We start from the raw sequence: 19,075 nt of genomic DNA on the forward strand, positions 1-19,075 counted from the left end.
CCCGATGCCTAGCCTTCGCCCATCCCCGATCGCCCCGACCGTCGATTTCGACAAGGACGGCGTGCAACATGGTTTCCTGCGCCTGCCCTACAGCCGCGACGACTCGGCGTGGGGCTCGGTGATGATCCCGATCTGCGTCATCCGCAACGGCAAGGGGCCGACTGCCCTGCTCACCGGCGGCAATCATGGCGACGAGTATGAGGGGCCGCTGGCGCTCTACGATCTCGCCCGCACGCTCGATCCCAAACAGGTCAGCGGCACGGTGATCATCGTGCCGGCGATGAACTATCCGGCCTTTCGCGCCGGCACCCGGACATCGCCGATCGACAAGGGCAATATGAACCGCAGCTTTCCCGGCCGTCCCGACGGCACGGTGACGGAAAAGATCGCCGACTATTTCCAGCGCGAATTGCTGCCCCGCGCCGACCTCGTCTTCGACTTCCACTCCGGTGGCAAGACACTGGATTTCGTGCCCTTCTGTGCCGCCCACACGGTGCCCGACAAGGCGCTGGAGCAGAAAGCCTTCGATGCGGTCGCGGCGTTCTCTGCCCCGTTCTCGATGCGCATGATCGAGATCGACTCCGTCGGCATGTACGACACGGCGGCGGAGGAAATGGGCAAGGTCTTCGTCAGCACCGAGCTTGGCGGCGGCGGCACCTCGCGCGCACAGACTGTGCGGATCGCGCGGCGCGGCATCAGCAATGTGCTGCGCCATGCCGGCATTGTTGATGGTGCGGTCGAGAAGGGCAGAACTCAGTGGCTCGACATGCCGTCAGGCGATTGTTTCTCCTTCGCCGAGGAGGACGGCATGATCGAAACCATGGTCGATCTCGGCGAGCCTGTGAAAGAAGGCTCGGTGCTGGCGCGCATCCATTCCACCGGCCGCACTGGCATCGCCCCGCAGGAGATCAAGGCAAAAATGTCCGGCATGCTGGCTGCGCGGCATTTCCCCGGCCTGGTCAAAGCCGGTGACTGCGCGGCCGTCCTGGCCGTTTTGGTTTCATCGTGATTTCGCATAGAACGCTGCGCGAATATCAGTCGGTCTGGATCCAGACCGACTTGGTCTCCAGATACTCGTGCAGATGCTCGATGCCGCCCTCGCGGCCATAGCCGGACATCTTCATGCCGCCGAACGGCACCGCCGGGTCGATGGCATGGTACATGTTGACCCAGACAGAGCCGGCCTTGACGCGGTGCGCAAGCTTGTGGGCGGTGCCCAGATGCGTGGTGAAGATGCCGGCGGCCAGGCCATAGGGCGTCGCATTGGCGCGCGCCACCGCTTCGTCGAGCGTGTCGAAGGGCATCGCCGAAATCACCGGGCCGAAAATCTCCTCGCGCGCGATGGTCATCTGGTCCGACACGGCGCCGAAGACCGTCGGCGCAATGAAGTTGCCGCCATCGTAGAGCTCGCCGGTCAGCCGCGAGCCACCGGCGACCAGTTCGGCGCCTTCGTCGCTGCCGGCCCTGATATAGCCCTCCACCTTGCCTGCCTGCCTGGCATTGATGAGCGGTCCGATTTCCGTCTCTGCCTCGATGCCATGGCCGATCCGCAGTCTGCCGGCGAAATCGGCGAGCCGGCGGACGAACTCGTCATGGATTTCGCGCGCCACGAACAGCCGCGAGCCGGCAATGCAGATCTGGCCCGAATGCACGAACACCGCCATCGCCGCGATCGGAACAGCCTTGTCGATGTCGGCGTCGCGGCAGACGATGATCGGCGACTTGCCGCCGAGCTCCAGCGAAACGCGCTTGAGGTTAGCCACGGCTGCCCGCGCGATGGCCTGGCCGGTCAGCGTCGATCCGGTGAAAACGATCTTGTTGACGTCTGGATGTTCGGCGAGCCGCGCACCGGCTTCGGCCCCGGTGCCGGTGACGACGTTGACGACGCCGTCGGGCACGCCGGCTTCCTGCATCAGTTGCGCGATCAGCAGCGGCGTCAGCGACGCATCCTCGGACGGTTTCAGCACGATGGTGCAGCCTGTCGCCAGCGCCGGCGCGATCTTCCAGATCGAGGCGGCGGTCGGCGCGTTCCAGGGAATGATCGCACCAACGACGCCCACCGGCTCGCGCCGGGTGAAGGTGACGATCTCGCCGGGAATCGAATTGTCGATAGCCTCGCCATGCAGCGCCGTCGCCATGCCGGCATAGAAGCGCAGCATGCCGATGACGCGGCGCCGGTTGGCGAGCGTGCGCGTGACCGGCAGCCCCATGTCCAGCGTGTCGGAAACGCTGAGCTCTTCCCAATGCGTCTCGAACAGATCGGCGATCCTGAGCAGCACGCACTGCCGCTCGTAGGGTGAGAATTTGGACCATGGGCCTTCGAAGGCCGCGCGCGCGGCGGCCACCGCCACGTCGATATCGGCAGCCCCGCCCCGCGGCACTGTCGCCAGCACCTCGCCTGTTGCCGGATTGAGTGCCTGCATGCCCTGGCCGGACTGCGCCGCGACCCACTTGCCGCCAATGAACATCGGTCGGAATTCGCCATGGTACAACGCCGTGGCCTTCGCCTTCGGGTCGAAGTTCAGCGTCATCTTTTCCTCCTCGCAATTCCGTGGCGACTATTACTCCCGCCGCCGGCCTCAAACAAGGAAAGCTAAAGGGCGCTCAGATAATCAGGTTGTGCGGACTTCCCGATCACGCCAGCCGCTAGAGCGTGATCCAGAAAAGTGGGAAACGGTTTTCGGAAAAGATCATGCTTCGACAAACGGCATCTAGAAAATCATCCGGCATCTAGAAAAATCGCGAGTTGTCGGAGCGCGTCGCTGAAAGCTCAACGAGGCAAGCCGATCATTGCCCACGGCGACCGCGATGCCGGCATTGCAGACGAGAGCGCAATCAGGCAGTCGCCAGCCGCCACCCAGCGCTCACCCGTGGCCGGATCGATCGTGGCCGTTCCAGCCGGCTTCACCGTGACAGAGGTTTCGCGCGCCGCTTCGCTGCAATCGCTGTTGGATGACTGCACGCGGAAGCAAGATCGGTCGAGCGGCCTCGCGACTTGCAAACATTGACAGATTGAGCCGCAACCGACGGTGCCTGGCATCGATCGAGCACGCCGGTCCGTCACTCCGGAAGGCCGGCCTTTCGGAAGCCATCGACGAAATGGTCGAGCGTGGCCGTGTCGCGGAACGGCTCCGTCTCGACCCAGTGGCGGGTGGTGAAATGTGGGTTCGCGACAAGGAAAAGGTCGACCTCGGCGCGCGCCTCATCGATCCGGCCGAGTTGCGCAAGGCTTGCCGCAAGGAAACGGCGCGAGCTTGTCCGATACGTCTCGTCCCGGCGCGTCGTCTCGACCGCGGCTTCATAGTCGCGCGCCGCATATTGCGCCTGGCCGAGCGTCAGGTAGTACCAGCTTGCCGGAAACGGGTTCAGCCGGAACGCCTTGCCGATGTAGTCGAGGCCGTCCTCGACGCGCCCGGCCAGGACCGCGATGTCGGACAATGTCGCCCAGGCATCGGCCTCGTTCGGGTCGAGTTCGAACGCCTTGGCAAATCCCACATCCGCTTCGTCGAATCTGCGCTCATAGGCAAGCAGGTTGGCAAGCACCCAGTGGCAGCCGGCATCGTTGGGATCGATCGCCACAGCCTTGCGCGCCAGTTCCAGGGCAAGGCCGCGGGCAGGCTCAATGGGCTCTCCCCAATGCACCCATCCCATCCAGTGGTTCATGGCAAGCCAGCGATAGGCTTCGGCATAGTCCGGATCGAGCGCAAGCGCGCGCGTCAGCAACAGATGCGCTTCGCGCGCCGTCTCCGGCGAGACGTCGATCAGGTTGCGGGCTCGCACGCACAGATCGTAGGCCTCGAGATTTCGGGGCCGGTTGCGCGGCAGCGGCGCGCGCAGCCGGCCAAGCAGCGCCTCGACGATCTTGGCCGTCACCTCGTCCTGAACGGCAAAGATATCTTCCAGGCCGCGATCGAAGCGGTCTGCCCACAAATGCTCGCCGCTCAGCGCGTCGACCAGCTGGGCGTTGATGCGCACGCGCCCGGCGGCGCGTCTGGCGCTGCCCTCCAAGAGATAGCGCACGCCAAGTTCCCTGGCGACCTCGCGCACATCCACCGCCTTGCCCTTGTAGGCAAAGGTCGAGTTGCGCGCGATGACGAACAGGCCGCCGATCCTCGACAGGTCGGTGATCAGGTCTTCGGTCAACCCGTCGGCGAAGGCTTCCTGCTCGGGGTCGTTGCTGAAATTGGCAAAGGGCAGCACGGCTATCGACGGTTTGGCGGGCAGCGGCAAAGCCTGTCGCTTCTCGTCGCCGAGCTGTTCGATGGCGCCGGCGAAGCGATAGCCGACGCGCGGAACGGTCGATATCCATTCTCCGCCGTTCGTGGCCGGACCCAGCAGCTTGCGCAATTGCGCAATCTGGACGGTGAGGTTGCCTTCCTCAACGGCGGTGCCTGGCCATGCCGCATCCATCAACTCGGCCTTGGCCACGATCTCGCCGGGCCGGGCGACGAGCGCCGCCAGCAGCTGCAGTCCGCGGTGGCCGGCGGCTACGGGAACTTGGTCCCGAAGGAGCGTTCCCGCACCCGGATCAAGCACGAACGGACCAAAGGCAAAGCGCGATCCCTGCATAACGCGCATCTATAGAGCAATTCCAGGAAAGGTGTGAAGGCGGTTTTCCCACGGGAAAGCGCGGCGGAGCGCTTCACGGACGTATGGCCTCAAAACAAAGAGTTGAGCACCTCGCCGTTTCCATGAAACGGCGAGGTGCTCTAGCCAGTTTGGAACTTTTGAGAACTATTTGGCCGGGCTTAATTACGGCGCCGTCCGCATGCGGCAGAGTTCAACCTCTTGCAAGCCGAGGGCTGTCGCCCGTTAAACCGAATGGAGGTTGCCATGAACGATACCCTTGCTTCTGCTCGTGCAGCCTGGCCGGAAAAGGCGGTGTCGCCTCGCCCGCATCTGACGAGCCCGCTGGGCATGATCGCGGCCTGGCGCGAGCGGATACGCTTTCGCTGGGACCTCAAGCAGATGGCGGAGGCCAATCCGCACCTGATCGACGATATCGGTCTGACCAGACGCCAGGTCGAGGCCGAAATCGTAAAACGCTTCTGGCAAGTGTGAGTTGATGTCGCGGATAAGACCCGACCGCCTGTTTGGGCGTGCCGCGGCACTTTGCCGGCATTTGCCCTTGCCGGAACGTGCCGATCCTGCTTCGAAGTCGGCATGAGCGCCGAAGACGCGACGTCACCGCCGGAGAACCACATCGCATGGGCCGCGATGGCCGGCATCATCGCGACAGTTACGGTGTTCGCCATAGCACAGGGGCTGACGTATCCGCTGCTCAGCTTCATCCTGGAACGGCAAGGGACGACACCGGGCCTTATCGGCCTCTCGGCCGCGATGACGCCTCTGGGTTTCATTATATCGTCGCTCTTCACGCCGGCGCTGGTCCGGCGGGTGGGCGCGGCGCGCTTTGCGGTTGTGTGTTCGATCCTGGCAGCAACCGTCCTGATCGCGATTGCCTGGACGCAGGATGTATGGGCCTGGATGCCGTTGCGCTTCCTGCTCGGCTTCTTTGCCAATCCGCTCTACGTGATCAGTGAAACCTGGCTGGTCTCGATCACACCCGCCGCACGCCGAGGCCGCATCATGGGCCTATACTCCTCCATCGTTTCCGCCGGCTTTGGCCTCGGCCCGCTGTCGCTAGGCTTGGTCGGCACGCAAGGATGGCCACCCTTCATCATCGGCAGCGCGGCCTTCCTTGTCTGCGGCCTGATCGTGCTTGCCGTCGCGCCACGCCTGCCCGACATGCCGCGTGAGGGCGAAGCGGTGTCGGTCGGCGGCTTCTTCGCGCTGGCGCCGCTGCTCTTGTTCGCAGTCTTCACGGCTGCGGCCTTCGAGCAAGTCCTGCTTTCGCTGTTCGCGGTCTACGGTGCCGCGCTCGGCAGCACTGAGCAGCGCATCGCTTCGCTCATCACCTGTTTTATCGCCGGCAATGCCGTGCTGCAGGTCGTGCTTGGGCGCGCCGCCGAACGGTTTGGCTCGAAGCCGATGATGCTGTTCTGTGTCCTGGCTTGCCTGGCCGGTTGCCTGCTGTTGCCATTGCTCTTCGCTACATGGCTTATCTGGCCGCTCTTCTTCGTTTGGGGCGGTGTCTCGTTCGGGATCTACACGCTGTCACTGATCCAGCTCGGCGAGCGTTTCACCGGTCAAGCCTTGATCGCCGGCAATGCCGCCTTTGCGTTCGTATGGGGCGTAGGCGGCATCGTCGGCTCCCCGGTGGCCGGGCTGGCGATGCAACTGACCGGACATCAGGGACTGCCATCGTCGCTTGCCATCCTGTGCTGCGTGCTGGTGGTGTTTCTGCTGGCGGAACTACGGCGGGTTGACCGCGTTCAGGCGTAAGGCGTGCCTGCCATTGCTGCCTTCGGGCCGATGCTGCCCTTGTCGACAAGAGCGAGAAAGGCCGAACCCGCCTCGTCGCCGTCCTGGGTTTCTGGAAGCGTCCGATCCGCCTCGATGAACGCCACGGCCGCCAGGCGGGTGTCGGGGTCTGCAGTATTACGCCCGGCGCCTTCGGATAGTGCCACCATTAGGATATCCCAGCTCGTCGCGTTCGCTCGCGCCGACGCCGGCCCAGTGTTTCCGGACCAGCAATGTCTTCAGCTGCCATGCCTTCAAACCTCAATGTCAGGCGAAAACGCGGCCGCCGTAGAACTCGGCGGCCGCCAATGGCGACGCTATATTCGCCCGAGAACAACCAGAATGATCACGATGATCAGCACCAGCCCGAGGCCACCGCCGCCATAGTAACCAGTGCCGTAGAACGGGCCGCCGCCGAGGCCGCTGAAGCCGCCGAGCAACGCGATGATCAGGATGATAATAAGAATGGTACCCAGGCCCATATGCCGTCTCCTTCGCTGCCGCGCCGTTCACGGCGCGGCTCGAAGAACTAAACTCCTAGCAAGCCTTCCTGTTCCCCGGCGATTTTCATCCGACGGCTAAGGAACGAAAGCCATCATCACGGCGTTTGCTGAGGTTCAGGCGCAAACTGAGCGTGCATGGCGCGCTGGGCGGCGCGTAGAATTCAGAATTTAGGGAGGATCGCCCTCAAGGCGACCGGCGGCTCGTCCACCCGAACACGCCGGCAGGCGTGACGCCGGGCTTACGCTGGAAGGCGAGCTGAAACGTGTCGACATCTGAAGCCGAATTGGTCGACGACGAGTTTTGGCCCCGCACCATTTCCAGTCGAGCTGAACCGGCAGCAGCTCACGTCGCCTTGCCGGCCGGCGCGCCTATGTCTTCCTCGGCAATATCGTCGAACGATGCGTAGTTCATGTTGTAGAGCCTGGCATAGAGGCCCTTGGCCGCCATCAGCTGCTCGTGGTTGCCGCTTTCGACGATCTCGCCGTTCTGTAAAACGATGATGCGGTCGGCGCCGCGTATGGTCGCCAGCCGATGGGCGATGACCAGGCCGGTGCGCCCCTCCAGCAGCGTGACCAGCGCTTTCTGGATCAGCATCTCGTTGTAGGAATCGATGCTCGCCGTGGCCTCGTCGAGCACCAGGATTTTTGCGTCGGCGACCAGCGCCCGGGCGAAACTGATCAGCTGGCGCTGGCCGAGGGACAGATTGCCGCCGCGCTGTTCGAGCTCGGTGTCGTAGCCATCGGGCAAATGCTTGATGAAGTCGTGCGCGCCGACGGCCTGCGCGGCGCGCACCACCTCCTCGCGGGTAGCCGATGTCTTGTGGTAGCGGATGTTCTCCAGCACCGTGCCGGAAAAAAGGAACGGCTCCTGCAACACCATCGCCACCTGGTCGCCGAGCGAATCCTGCGTCACGTCGCGCACGTCGTGGCCGCCGACCCGCACCTCGCCCGACCAGACATCATAGAAGCGGTGCACCAGCGCCATGCAGCTCGACTTGCCCGAACCGGTCGGGCCGACGAGCGCAACCGTCTCGCCCGGATTGACGCGGAAGGAGATGTTTTTCAGCACCGGCTGGTTCTGCCGGTAGCCGAAGGTGACGTTCCTGAACTCGACCGAACCGTCCATGTCGCGCGTCAGCGCCACCGCGCCTTGTCTGTCGCTGACATCGACCGGCACGTCCAGCACTTCGGAGATGCGTTGGCCCGACGCCATTGCGCGCTGCATGACACTGTACTGCATGGTGAGCGAGCGGATCGGGTCGAAGAAGCGCTGGATGTAGAACAGGAACGCCACCATGACGCCGATGTCGAGGCTGTGCGACAGCACCATCGAACCGCCGACGACGATGACCGTCGCCATCGCAATGCCGGTCAGCGTGTCGACGATCGGCACCATCACCTGCGCATATTTGGCCGAGGTCAGGTGAGCCCTGAGATTGGCCAGCACCTTCTCGTCATAGAGGTCGAAATTGACGTGCTGGCGTTCGAGACTCTGCACCGTGCGCACGCCATGGATGCCTTCGGCCAGCGCGCCATTGGCGATCGAGTTGGTCTCATGCGCGGCCATGAAGGCGACCTTGGCACGCGGCAGCCAGAACAGGCGCACGATGAACAACGCCGGCATGGTCGACAGCGTCAGCAGACCGAGCCGGAAATCGAGCCACAACAGAACGCTGACGATGCCGAACAGCAGCACGATGTCGCCCACCGACATCACCGAGGTCTCGAGGAATTCCTGCATGGAATTGACGTCGCCCTGCAGGCGCGACATCAGCCGTCCCACTTCGGTCTTGTCCATGAAGCTCAGCGACACACGCTGCAGATGGCTGAACATGGAGCGGCGCAAATCCGACAGCACATTCTCGGCCACCTTGCCGACGACGCTTTCCTGGATATAGCTGGCGGCATAGTTGATCAGGATGATCAGGGTGAAGGCACCGATCGCCCAGTTCATGACGGAGCTGTCGGCCTTGCCCGCCGCCATGCCGTGGTCGATGGCGTAACGGATGACCAGCGGGATCGCCAATTGCGTCAGCGTGAACACCAGCACGGCGGCCACCGAGATGAAGATCCGGCCCTGATACGGTTTCACGAAGCTCAAGATGCGGCGCACGATACGCGGATCGTAGACCTTGCCGAAGACCTCTTCCTCGTCGCGGTGCGAACCGACGACGGCCCTGGTGGGCCGCCGGCTGGTGTCTTCCTTCTGGTCGTCGTTCTGTGTCGACATTATGCGGCTCCCACCGCCACCGGCAAATCGTCGTCCGGCCGCAGCTGCAGGTCGTAAAGCGCGCGGTAGCGTCCGCCGAGCGCCAGCAATTCCTGGTGCGTGCCGCGCTCGGCGATGCGGCCATTCTCGACGAACAGGATCTGGTCGGCATGCATCAGCGAGCTCAGCCGGTGCGAGATGATCAGCGTCACGCGGTCCTTGGCGAAACGCTTCATCGCGGTGCGGATTCGCTGCTCGGTGCCGGCGTCGACAGCCGCGGTGGAATCGTCGAAGACCAGAACCGAAGGCCGCAGGATCAGCGTGCGGGCGATGGTCAGGCGCTGCCGCTGGCCGCCGGAAAGCGATGAGCCGCGCTCGCCCACGACCGTGGTGTAGCCGGCCGGAAGCCCGATGATGTAATTGTGCAGCTGGGCGTATTCAGCCGCCTGCCCGATGCGGGTCTCGCGCGCCCAGGGATTGCCATAGGCGATGTTGTTTTCGATCGAGGTGGTGAACAGGAAGGCGTCCTGCTGCACGACGCCGACCGCCTTGCGCAGCGATTGCAGCGTCACCTCGCGGATATCCTGTCCGTCGATGGTGATCGCGCCCGACGTGACGTCGTAGAAGCGCGGGATCAGATGCGCGATGGTCGACTTGCCGCCGCCAGGCGGGCCGACAATGCCGACGGTCTCGCCGGACCTGGCCTCGAAGGAAATGCCCGACAGCGCCGGCCGGCCGCCGGCGCCCGCGTAGCGGAAGCCGACATTGTCGAAGCGCAGCACGCCTTCGGTGACCACGAGATCCTTGGCATCAGGCGCATCCTCGATGTCAAGTTCGGCGTCAAGCAGTTCGAACAGCCTTGTGCCGCAGGTCGAGGCGCGGGCGAACGAGTTGACCATCAGCCCGAGCTGGCGCACCGGCATCTGCAGGATGGTCATGAAGGTGAGGAACTGCGCCAGCGTGCCGACGCTGATCTGGCCCGCGATCACCTTCTGGCCACCGAACCACAGCACCAGGCCCATGGCAGCCAGGAAGGAAAAATTCATGGCGCTGGTGTTGGAGACGCGGATGTCGACGCGCTGGTCGGCAAGCTCCAGCGCCGACTTCTTGGCGCGGTCGAATTTTTCCAGCTCATGCCGCTGCGCCGCAAAGGCGCGCACGACGCGGATTCCGCCGAGGTTCTCGTCCATCACCCGGCTCAGCACTGACAGCCGCTCCTGCAGCGTCAGCCAGGTGCTGCGCAGCCTGAGCTGTGTGACCGAGGAGCGCCAGGCGACGAACGGCACGAAACTCAGACTGAGCAGCCCGAGCTCGAGATCGGTGCTGATCAGGAGATAGGAGCCGACGCCGATCAGCACGCCGAGCAGCACCACGCGCAATATGCCGGTGGAAAAGAACATGCGCACGCCGTCGAGGTCGAGCAGGCCAAGCGTAATCAGGTCGCCGGTATGCACCCGGTCATGGAAGGAAAAGCTCAGCCGCTGGATCTTCTCGTAGAAGGCCAGGCGCAACTCATAGCCGGTGCGGTGGCCAACGGCCTCGCCATAATAATTCTGCGCCATGGTGAAGAGGCCGCGCAGAATGCTGACGACGAGCAAGGTGATCGCCGTCGTCCACAGCGCCTGCTCAGCCGCCGCGCCGCCGCCTCCAGCCATCACGCCTTGCGCCTGGTCGATGGCGTGGCCGAGCAGGCGCGGGATGAACAGCTGCAGCGTCGCGGCAATGAAGGTCGAGGCGATGGTGATCGCAACTTGCCAGGGATGGCGCAGCGTCATGCGCACGATGCGCAACAGCGTGCTGAGGCCCTTGCCCCAGGACGCCTCCGCCACATGGGCAAACGATTTGCCGCGCTTCGCCGCGCCGCTGGTTGCGTCCCTTGCCAAGGAAATATCCAATCCGGTCCGGACATTAGCCCAGACGAATGAAGAAGACTCAGTTTCAGATGCCGCGATGGTACGCCTCCATTTTGACCGTTCAAGGGCCAATGGCGGTATCGCACTGTGCCTGAAAGAGGCTGATCGTCCGCGGCTGCCTAAGCCCGAGTCGGCGTTAGAAGCGGCTGGTCGTCACTTTAGGCCGATTGAAAAGATGCGAGCATGCACCAGCCACCATCATGCCCGACCTCGACCAATATGGTCCGCCGCGGGACCGAGCGCAGTGAGCAGCGCCTTGCCGCTTTCCAGCGTCGCATTCTCATGCGGCGCGCGCAGGTTGAGCCAGCGTTTGTCGCCGGAGCGCACCGCCAGCACGGCCTTCATTGCCGGGATCAGGCCTGCATCCTGGATCACCTTGCGGAACGCCCTGATCGCGGCGTCCGCTTCCGTGACGTCTTGGCCAGCGATCGTCGCGTCGTAGAGGGCGCGGATGGCCGCAGCGTTGAGATTGACGGTCGCGGAGATACAGCCCGCAGCACCACTGGCGAGCCCCTTGGTCAGTTGCGCCTCCGAGCTGGGGAACACCGCGACGTCGGGTGCGGCGGCAATCACCGCCGCCGTGTTGTTCCAGTCGCCGGCGCTATCCTTGTAGGCGACGACCGTCTCTGGAAACGCCGCGCTCAACCGGGCGGTCAGGGCAGGGCTTACCGGCACGCCGGAGTTCTGCGGGATGTGGTAGAGGATCATCTTCAGCGCCGGGTTGGCCACCCTTTCGATCAGCTCGCTGTAGTAGCGCGCCTGGCCATCGTCCCCGGCGGCCGTGTAGAAGAACGATGGCAGCACCATCACGGCGGCGCAGCCGAGGCCGACCGCGTGCTTCGACAGTTCGACGGTTTCGGGCAGTGCGGTGACGCCGGTGCCGGGCATCATGCGCCCCGGCGAAATGCCTGATGCAACCAGCCATTCCAGCGCCTGCATGCGCTCGTCGAGCGAGAGCGACAGTGCCTCGCCCGTGGTGCCGAACGGCGACAGCAAATGGGCGCCCTGGCCCAGCACCCATTTGGCATGTGAGATCCACAGGTCACGGGCAATGCGGCCATCGTTCTCGAACGGCGTCAGGATCGGGGCGATGGTTCCTTGCGGGCGGGGCATGTCGGTCCTTCCATCGGTGCTGGAAATCAGCTTGGCATAGAGCATACGTACGATGCGATCTGCCAGAGGCGATCTCTTGGGCCACCGCGCCGGCCGTGGGAAAACTTGCGGGTCATTGCCGCGAAATTCTGGCCCTTCGGTCTGCCGCAACCAGATGACGCCGGCGTCAATGGGTTGCAAATGGACCGGGGTTGCAAATGGACCAGGGTTGCAAGTGGACCAGCCAAGCCCGAAATGTCGAACAGAGACAGATCCGGAAACGGCATGCACCCACGATTGCTCAAGACCTTCCTCGCCGTGGCGCGGCACCGCAACATCACCCGCGCAGCGCGGGAGGTTCATCTGGCGCAGTCGAGCGTCAGCGACCAGATCCAGTCGCTGGAAAGCGAACTTGGTGTCGTCCTCTTCATCCGCTCGCGCCACGGCCTCGACCTGACGACGGCCGGCGACGCGCTGAAACCCTATGCGGAAGAGATTCTGCAACTGGCGGAGGAGGCGCGTATTGCCGTCGAGGCAACGACGGGAATGACCGCCGGAACGGTTACGGTCGGCGCGCTGGAGACGATTGCCACCGTCAGACTTCCGCAATGGCTGGCGGCCTTTCGAGGCGACCACCCGGAGATCGGTCTGCGGCTGAAAATCGCCGGCAGCGATGCCCTGCTGCGGCAGCTCGAAGAGAGCGAGATCGACGTCGCCTTCTGTTTCGACAAGGGCGGTCTGGACGAACGTCTGGCCCGGCGCACGATATTGGCCGAGCCGCTGGTCCTTGTCGCATCAGCTGAGCATGCGGCCGCATCGCGACAGAACGACCTGGCCGCGCTCGCCGCGATGAGTTTCGTGGTGACGGAAACCGGATGCGTCTACCGGCATCTGTTCGACACTGCCTTTGCCGAGATTGCAGCGCCAGAACTTGCCGCCGAAGTCGGCAGCATCGGCGCCATTGGGGGCCTGGTGGCGACTGGTGTCGGCGTGAGCCTGGTGCCGCGGCTGGCCGTTGCCGACGCGCTCGATCGCGGCGAGATCGTCGAATTGCCATGGCCGGGTCCGGCCCGCACGGCGTCGCTGGTCATGATCTGGCGCCGCCGGCGCGTCCAGCCGCCGGCGCTGAAACTGCTGCTGGCGGCCGCGGCCAGGAATTTCGCTGCGCTCAGATCAGCCGGTGACCGCCCTCGACATGCAGAACCGTCCCTGTCGTAAAACCGTTGCCCATCAGAAAGGCGATGGCATCGGCAATGTCGTCCGGCTGTCCGACGCGGCCGACCGGCAGGCGCCTGGCCATTGCATCGAGCGTCTCGTCCTTCTTGTCGCCGGCCACAAAACTCCAGATCGGCGTGTCGACCCAGCCCGGCGAGACGGCGTTGACACGGACCGGCGCCAGCTCGACCGCCAGCGCCCGCACCAACCCTTCCAGCGCAGCGTTGACAGCGGCAACGACCGAGCCGCGCGCCGCCGGCCGGTAGGCGGCAATGCCTGAGGTGAAGGTGATGGAGCCGTTGGCCGAAAGCTGCGGCGCGCCATGCTTGGCGAGCAGCAGCGGCCCGTAGAATTTGCTTTCGACGACCCGCTGCGCCGCCTTCAGGTCGACTGAAGGCAATAGCTCATAGGCGCCTTCGATGTCGGCGGCGGTGCTGACAATATGGTCGAGCCGGCCAGTTCGCTTGAACAGGTCAGCGACCTGATCCTCCCTGGCGATATCGGCCGCGACGGCGCTCAAAGCGGAAGGGTTCTGCAGCGCCTCGCCGGCACGCTTGAGCCTGGCTTCACTGCGGCTGACGATGATGACTTCGGCGCCTGAGTCCAGGCACCGCCTTGCCAACGCCAGCCCCATTCCGGAGCTGCCGCCAATGATAGCGATTTTCGATTTTGCGATGTCTGCCATGTTTCCGTTCCTGTCCTGAACCGCTCCGGCGAGAGTCGCAGACCGGCGGCAGGAGTGGAAACGGAAGAAAGCGATAGTGCCATCGGAGGCTCCGATGGCACTATCGCCGATAGGAACCGACGCGGGCCGCTCCGTCGAGTGCCCGCCTGTCAATGAAGTGCGCTCAGTAGCCGACCGTAAAGCGCTGCTTGATATGCGCCGGCTTTTCGATCTCGTCGGCCATGACGATGGCGTAGTCCTCGAAGGAAATGCTGCTGCCCTTGTCGGACGTCAGCAGCGTGTCCTTGCCGATGCGGTATTTGCCGGTCCGCTCGCCGGCGACGAACAGCGCCGAAGGCGACAGCAAGGTCCAGTCGAGATCGTCGACCGTCCGCAGCGTGTCGAGGAAGTCGGCGCCCTTCTGCGCCTCGGCCTTGTAGATATCAGGGAAGGTCGGCGTGTCGACCAGGCGCTTGCCGGGCGCAACCTCAAGGCTGCCGGCGCCGCCGACGACGAGGTAGCGTTTGACGCCGGAAGCACGCACGGCTGCGACGAGCGTATCGGGATCGCTGTCGAGGAAATGCACCGAGGAGATCACCGCGTCATGACCCTTGATCAGGGCGGCAATGCCATCCTTGTCGAAGACGTCGCCCTTCTTGGCAGTCACGCCCGGAAGTGCCGCGATCTTGTCTGGATGCCGGGCAATGGCGGTGATGCTGTGACCGCGATCGGAGAGTTCCTTAAGCAGGCGCGAGCCGACCTGGCCGGACGCGCCGATAAGTGCGATTTTCATGGGGATTTTCCTTTCGTCTGGGGAGAATTTCGTCTGGGGAGAATTTCTGGGACTACGCCGCCTCGATGTGAGCGACGAGATTGTCGTAGCTGCCGAACAGCGCGTTGGCGCCGATCAGGCGCGGCGCCGTTTGGCCGATCACCGCGAGCGCGGGAACGCCATTGGCATGCAGCCGCTGGAACAATGTCCGCCCGCGGCTGACCAGGTCGTCATGCTTCGCCAGAAACGCCTGCGTCGGCGCTTTCAAAAGCGTTGCCGCGTCGCTCATGCCGGCGTCGGCCAGTACCGCGGCGACGCCGTCAACCGTCACAATATCGCGGCCGTCGACATAGCGGGCATGCTGGATCGCCTTCAGTGCCGCAAGTCGCTGGCGCCAGTCGTCCAGTCCGGCGGCGTTGATGCCCATGGTGGCAGCGGAAGAATCGAGCAAGGTGCCGCTGACATTGAGCACATTGTCGAGATAGGCCTGGCTGAAGCGCTGTCCGCTCAGCCGTGCGATGCGCTGGTCATTGTCCCAGGCATGGGCGGCGAAGCCTGCATCCAGCGGCCGCGCGCCGGCACCGGAGAAAAGCCCCACCGGCAGCAGTTCGAGCGCGGTCCCGGCGGCCAGTCGATCCAGCATCGGCGTGGCGCCATAGCACCAACCGCAGAGCGGGTCGAAAAGATAGGTTAGGGTTACATTGGTCATGGCGGCCTCATTCTGTTGCCCGATAGATGACAGCTGGACGGCTTGCGAAAAATAGCGATCAATCATACAAACTGTCTGATGAAATCGGACAATGAGCGGCCTGTGACCGAACTCCTCAATCTCAACCGGCTCGTCTACTTCGCCACCGTGGTGGAGACCGGCTCGTTCACGGCCGCTGCCGACCGTCTCGATGTTGCCAAGGCTGTGGTCAGCCATCAGGTCGGCAAGCTCGAAGAAGAGCTTGGCGCTACGCTGTTGCGGCGCACGACCCGGCGCGTGACGGCGACCGAAGAGGGTCGTCTGTTCTATGACCGGACCGCGATCATCCTGCGCGAGGCGGAGGCAGCCTATGGCGACATTTCGCAGCGAGCGGCGCAGCCGACGGGGACGCTGCGGCTGACGGCGCCGCTCGATTATGGCGAGAAGGTGGTGGCGCCGACCATCGCCGCCTACATCAGAAAATACCCGAAAATGCGGGTCGAGACGATCTTCGACGATGCGGTCAGCAACCTGGTCGACGAGCAGATCGATCTTGGCATCCGCGTCGGCTGGCTTGCCGATTCCAGCAATCTGGCGCGGCGGCTGGGCAGCCTGCAGCAATTCGTCGTCGCCAGCCCGGAACTGGCCGCCAGGCTGCCTGGGGAAGCCAGCCCCAGGCAGGCGAAGTCGCTGCCCTGGGTCGGCAACGCCCAGTTGCGCGGGGTCGGCCAATGGCTGTTCTCGAGGGGCACGGAAACGGTGCTGGCCGAACTCAACCCCGTCGTCAGCTGCGACAAGACACCAGGCGTGCTGTCCTGCGTGCTGGCCGGCATCGGCCTCGGCATCTTTCCGGATTACAGTGTCGCCGACGACATTGCGCGCGGCCGGCTGGTGCGGGTGTTCGCGGACTGGACCTTGCCGTCCGGTGGCATCCATGCCGTCTTCCCGCCGGCGCGCTTCAGGCCGGCCAAGGTGCGCGCTTTCGTCGACCTCCTGGTTGCAGCCGAACGGCGGCGCGCGCGCAGTGCGGGCTGATTTCGGCACCGGCCGGCAATGCCGGCGAGGGAACCTTTGTTCGGCAGGCGCTTTTGGATATGCTGCGATTCCGAACCGTCAGAAGGGGTACTGCCGATGACCACCAAGATCTTTGCGACCTGCATGCTCGCTCTCGCTGTCGGCTGCAGCCTGTCCACAGCGGCTGTCGCCAAGGACAAGCATCGCCATCGTCAGCCAGAACCCGAACGCTACGTCCCCGCCCATCGCGACCTCATCTACGCCCTGTTCGGCGGCCCGCGCTACTATGACAAAATGCTGATCACCACGGCGGCCGGCCCGTGCTCTTACGACCGGGTCGGGCCGGACGCGAATGCGCTGAACAAGGTCAACGATCACCATTGCGGAAAGTAGATTGGTCCCAACGGCGGGGTTGTCCTGCGTCGCAGGTTTTACCGGCTGACGCCGCCGCGAACACGATAGAGACAGTCGATGACCGCTGGTGAGAAATGGTCTCCGTCCGAAAAGAAAGTCGCCCGCACTGCCCATGACGCAGCGCTGAAGGTGACGCTCGACAAGACGTTGGCTGAACTCAAGAGCAGGGCCCACGTTGCGGCAACGCCTTCCGAAATATGGGATGTCGAAGACTTTCTGCGGCAGCAGCGACGGAAGATCGACCAGATGTTCGCCTATCGGTATTCACAGCTAATACAGGTCTTCGCCAATCTCATCCGGCAAGGCTATCTCGAGGAGAATCTCCTTGTTGGCTTGTCGGAAGACAAGCGGCAAACGATCCGAAAATACGCCAGCTGGAATCGCGAAGGGTAGGGGTCCTCTTCGGGGACCTTGGCGCTGCATTCAAACTGGACCATTCACCATCTTCGCGCGCGCCGCGCAGCTCGAGTTCAGCCATGGCGTGCCTCCGTGGCATCGGCGGTCGCGCCTCTGTCCTTGTCGTCCTGCGCCATCGCCAGCGGCGCACCCGGTTCGCCTTCCCACAGGATCAGGCTGGCGGCGCCGATCAGCCCGGCGCGGTCGCCGAGTTCAGCCTGCACGATCGGCACGTCGCGATAGGCCGGCATCGCCCGCTGCTGGATGACCGCTCTGATCGACGGTGCCAGAAGGTCGAACCCGTTGGAAAGGCCGCCACCCATGACAATCAGATCGGGCGAATAGAGATGCAAGAGATTGGTGAAGCCGATGCCCAGCCATTGTGCTTCCGCCTCGACCAGTTCGAGAGCGTTGGCGTCGCCGGCCTTGGCAGCCTCTACGACATGCCTGGCCGAGACGTCGCCGTCATTTGACAGCCGTCGTAAGAGCGAGCCGTCGCCCGGCGCGGTCAGTCGCGTGGCGCGGCGGCCGAGCGCGGTTCCGGACGCAACGGCCTCGAAGCAGCCGATGGCGCCGCAAAAGCAGCGGTCGCCTTCACCGGTGATGGTCATGTGGCCGATCTCGGCCGCCAGTCCGCGCCTGCCGTGATAGATGTGGCCATCGGCGACGACGCCGCCGCCAATGCCGGTGGACACAGTCACGAACACCAGCGATCCGCTGCCACGTCCGGCGCCAAAACGCCATTCGCCGAGCGCCGCCGCATTGGCGTCGTTTTCCAGCCGCACCGGCAGCCCGAAATGCCGCCCCAGAATGTCGATCAGCGGCACATCATGCCAGCCGGCCAGCGTTGGCGGCGCAATGACGATCCCCGCCTTGGGGTCGAGTGGCCCCGGCGCACCGACGCCGATGCCGGCGACGTTTGCCTGCGGGTGTTCCCTGAGGAGCGTGCCTGCCAGAGCGACGATCTGGCTGATCACCGCCTCCGATCCCGCACCGGCAAGCGTCGGCGCCGAAGCATGAGCGACGATACGGCCATCGCTCTCGACCAGCGCACCGCGCAGCGCCGTGCCACCGAGATCGAAGGCGAGCGCAAGCTTGGTCATCAGGCGGCGACCTCCAGCCCGTGCAGCCAGGCCATGCGCCGGGCAAGGTCGGGATCGCCGAAGGCCAGCGAGCCCAGCACCACGGTCTCCGCACCTGCGGCGCGCAGCAGCGGCACGGTCTCGTGGCGGATGCCGCCATCGGCGGCAAGCACGATGTCGGCCTCGCGGCCGGCTTTGCGCATCAGCGCGCGCGCCTCGATCAGGCGCGGACACGCCTGCTCCGACAGGCTCTGGCCCTTGACGCCGATGGAGGTGCCGAGCAGCGTCACGAACGCCACTTCCGCCAGGAAGGGCGTGACGGCCGCGACCGGTGTTTCCAGCCGCAGTACCACGCCGGCCTCGGCCCCGAGTTCATGCGCCAGTTTCACGGCGCGCAGGCCGGTCTCGCCGTTTTCGGCGTGCACGCTGATCAGGTCGGCGCCGGCCTCGATGAACTGGCGCGTCTGTTCTTCGACGATCTCGGCTTCGACCATCAAATGGACATGGATCGGCTTCGCGGTGAGCTTGGCGATGCGCGCCACCAGGTCCGGGAAGAACAGGAAGCCAGGGGTGAAGCGGGCGTCGGCGACGTCGATATGATGGACATCGGCATGGGTCTCGATGCGCTTCAAATCGCGCTCCATGTTGGCGAGGTCGGCCGACCACAGCGAGAACTCGCCGATCAGCCGGTTGCGCGGCAGGGCAGCGATCGCGGCGGGGCCGGACAGGGGCTTGTTCGTCGTCATCGTC

19 protein-coding genes are annotated in these 19,075 nt (G+C 64.4%); 7 read left to right on the plus strand and 12 right to left on the minus strand.

Annotation, left to right across the window (positions count from 1 at the left end):
- Nucleotides 1–4 precede the first annotated feature (4 nt).
- Nucleotides 5–1,009 carry a N(2)-acetyl-L-2,4-diaminobutanoate deacetylase DoeB gene (gene doeB / locus NKJ78_RS13560; RefSeq protein WP_352460158.1) on the plus strand — a complete coding sequence of 335 codons (1,005 nt, stop codon included), beginning with the start codon at nucleotides 5–7 and terminating at the stop codon, nucleotides 1,007–1,009.
- Nucleotides 1,010–1,034: 25 nt separating this feature from the next.
- Here the strand turns inward: doeB and NKJ78_RS13565 are convergent, their stop codons facing one another.
- Together NKJ78_RS13565 and NKJ78_RS13570 are read right to left on the minus strand one after the other, a co-directional pair.
- On the minus strand, nucleotides 1,035–2,531 hold the full coding sequence (locus NKJ78_RS13565; protein WP_352460157.1) for an aldehyde dehydrogenase family protein: 1,497 nt from the start codon (nucleotides 2,529–2,531) through the stop codon (nucleotides 1,035–1,037).
- 529 nt (nucleotides 2,532–3,060) lie between these two features.
- Entirely contained in the window at nucleotides 3,061–4,578 is a 1,518-nt protein-coding gene (locus NKJ78_RS13570) for a winged helix-turn-helix domain-containing tetratricopeptide repeat protein (RefSeq protein ID WP_352562475.1), read from the minus strand.
- 255 nt (nucleotides 4,579–4,833) lie between these two features.
- Here NKJ78_RS13570 and NKJ78_RS13575 point away from each other — a divergent pair, with 255 nt between their 5' ends.
- Both NKJ78_RS13575 and NKJ78_RS13580 read left to right on the plus strand, forming a co-directional pair.
- A complete protein-coding gene (locus NKJ78_RS13575; protein ID WP_352460155.1) occupies nucleotides 4,834–5,061 on the plus strand; it encodes a DUF1127 domain-containing protein in 228 nt (75 codons plus the stop codon).
- Nucleotides 5,062–5,163: 102 nt separating this feature from the next.
- A complete protein-coding gene (locus NKJ78_RS13580) occupies nucleotides 5,164–6,345 on the plus strand; it encodes an MFS transporter (RefSeq protein WP_352460154.1) in 1,182 nt (393 codons plus the stop codon).
- Here NKJ78_RS13580 and NKJ78_RS13585 read toward each other — a convergent pair.
- From NKJ78_RS13585 to NKJ78_RS13605, 5 genes are all read right to left on the minus strand, one after another.
- Complete coding sequence (locus NKJ78_RS13585; RefSeq protein WP_352460153.1) at nucleotides 6,336–6,533, minus strand: hypothetical protein; 198 nt, start codon at nucleotides 6,531–6,533, stop codon at nucleotides 6,336–6,338. The genes NKJ78_RS13580 and NKJ78_RS13585 overlap by 10 nt on opposite strands.
- A gap of 147 nt (nucleotides 6,534–6,680) precedes the next feature.
- Nucleotides 6,681–6,845, minus strand: a complete 165-nt coding sequence (locus NKJ78_RS13590) for a DUF3309 family protein (RefSeq protein WP_023667887.1) — start codon at nucleotides 6,843–6,845, stop codon at nucleotides 6,681–6,683.
- Nucleotides 6,846–7,209: 364 nt separating this feature from the next.
- Entirely contained in the window at nucleotides 7,210–9,096 is a 1,887-nt protein-coding gene (locus NKJ78_RS13595) for an ABC transporter ATP-binding protein (protein WP_352562476.1), read from the minus strand.
- Entirely contained in the window at nucleotides 9,096–10,958 is a 1,863-nt protein-coding gene (locus NKJ78_RS13600) for an ABC transporter ATP-binding protein (protein ID WP_352460152.1), read from the minus strand. Before NKJ78_RS13600 ends, NKJ78_RS13595 begins: the two co-directional genes overlap by 1 nt.
- Before the next feature lie 228 nt (nucleotides 10,959–11,186).
- On the minus strand, nucleotides 11,187–12,101 hold the full coding sequence (locus tag NKJ78_RS13605; RefSeq protein ID WP_352460151.1) for a dihydrodipicolinate synthase family protein: 915 nt from the start codon (nucleotides 12,099–12,101) through the stop codon (nucleotides 11,187–11,189).
- Between the two features lie 264 nt (nucleotides 12,102–12,365).
- On the opposite strand from NKJ78_RS13605, the gene NKJ78_RS13610 reads away from it, so the two are divergent.
- Entirely contained in the window at nucleotides 12,366–13,298 is a 933-nt protein-coding gene (locus tag NKJ78_RS13610; RefSeq protein ID WP_352460150.1) for a LysR family transcriptional regulator, read from the plus strand.
- Here the strand turns inward: NKJ78_RS13610 and NKJ78_RS13615 are convergent.
- From NKJ78_RS13615 to NKJ78_RS13625, 3 genes are all read right to left on the minus strand, one after another.
- Nucleotides 13,249–13,980: an SDR family oxidoreductase gene (locus NKJ78_RS13615; RefSeq protein ID WP_352460149.1), complete on the minus strand. Its 732-nt coding sequence runs from the start codon at nucleotides 13,978–13,980 to the stop codon at nucleotides 13,249–13,251. The genes NKJ78_RS13610 and NKJ78_RS13615 overlap by 50 nt on opposite strands.
- A gap of 163 nt (nucleotides 13,981–14,143) precedes the next feature.
- On the minus strand, nucleotides 14,144–14,752 hold the full coding sequence (locus tag NKJ78_RS13620; protein ID WP_352460148.1) for an NAD(P)-dependent oxidoreductase: 609 nt from the start codon (nucleotides 14,750–14,752) through the stop codon (nucleotides 14,144–14,146).
- Between the two features lie 52 nt (nucleotides 14,753–14,804).
- A complete protein-coding gene (locus NKJ78_RS13625; protein WP_352460147.1) occupies nucleotides 14,805–15,440 on the minus strand; it encodes a DsbA family protein in 636 nt (211 codons plus the stop codon).
- 102 nt (nucleotides 15,441–15,542) lie between these two features.
- Here NKJ78_RS13625 and NKJ78_RS13630 point away from each other — a divergent pair, with 102 nt between their 5' ends.
- From NKJ78_RS13630 to frp, 3 genes are all read left to right on the plus strand, one after another.
- A complete protein-coding gene (locus NKJ78_RS13630; protein WP_023699792.1) occupies nucleotides 15,543–16,454 on the plus strand; it encodes a LysR substrate-binding domain-containing protein in 912 nt (303 codons plus the stop codon).
- Nucleotides 16,455–16,550: 96 nt separating this feature from the next.
- Nucleotides 16,551–16,826, plus strand: coding sequence for a hypothetical protein (locus NKJ78_RS13635; protein WP_023729215.1), 276 nt, complete (start codon nucleotides 16,551–16,553; stop codon nucleotides 16,824–16,826).
- Nucleotides 16,827–16,904: 78 nt separating this feature from the next.
- The gene (frp, locus tag NKJ78_RS13640; protein ID WP_023738388.1) at nucleotides 16,905–17,240 is read left to right on the plus strand and encodes a fluorescence recovery protein; all 336 of its coding nucleotides are present in this window, start codon (nucleotides 16,905–16,907) and stop codon (nucleotides 17,238–17,240) included.
- 77 nt (nucleotides 17,241–17,317) lie between these two features.
- Here the strand turns inward: frp and NKJ78_RS13645 are convergent, their stop codons facing one another.
- Both NKJ78_RS13645 and NKJ78_RS13650 read right to left on the minus strand, forming a co-directional pair.
- Nucleotides 17,318–18,346 carry an ROK family protein gene (locus NKJ78_RS13645; protein WP_023738389.1) on the minus strand — a complete coding sequence of 343 codons (1,029 nt, stop codon included), beginning with the start codon at nucleotides 18,344–18,346 and terminating at the stop codon, nucleotides 17,318–17,320.
- The gene (locus tag NKJ78_RS13650; protein ID WP_023714874.1) at nucleotides 18,346–19,071 is read right to left on the minus strand and encodes a ribulose-phosphate 3-epimerase; all 726 of its coding nucleotides are present in this window, start codon (nucleotides 19,069–19,071) and stop codon (nucleotides 18,346–18,348) included. The genes NKJ78_RS13645 and NKJ78_RS13650 overlap by 1 nt, the downstream gene beginning before the upstream one ends.
- Between the last annotated feature and the right edge of the window lie 4 nt (nucleotides 19,072–19,075).

Source organism: Mesorhizobium sp. M0037, assembly GCF_040323635.1.
Classification (GTDB): Bacteria; Pseudomonadota; Alphaproteobacteria; order Rhizobiales; family Rhizobiaceae; genus Mesorhizobium.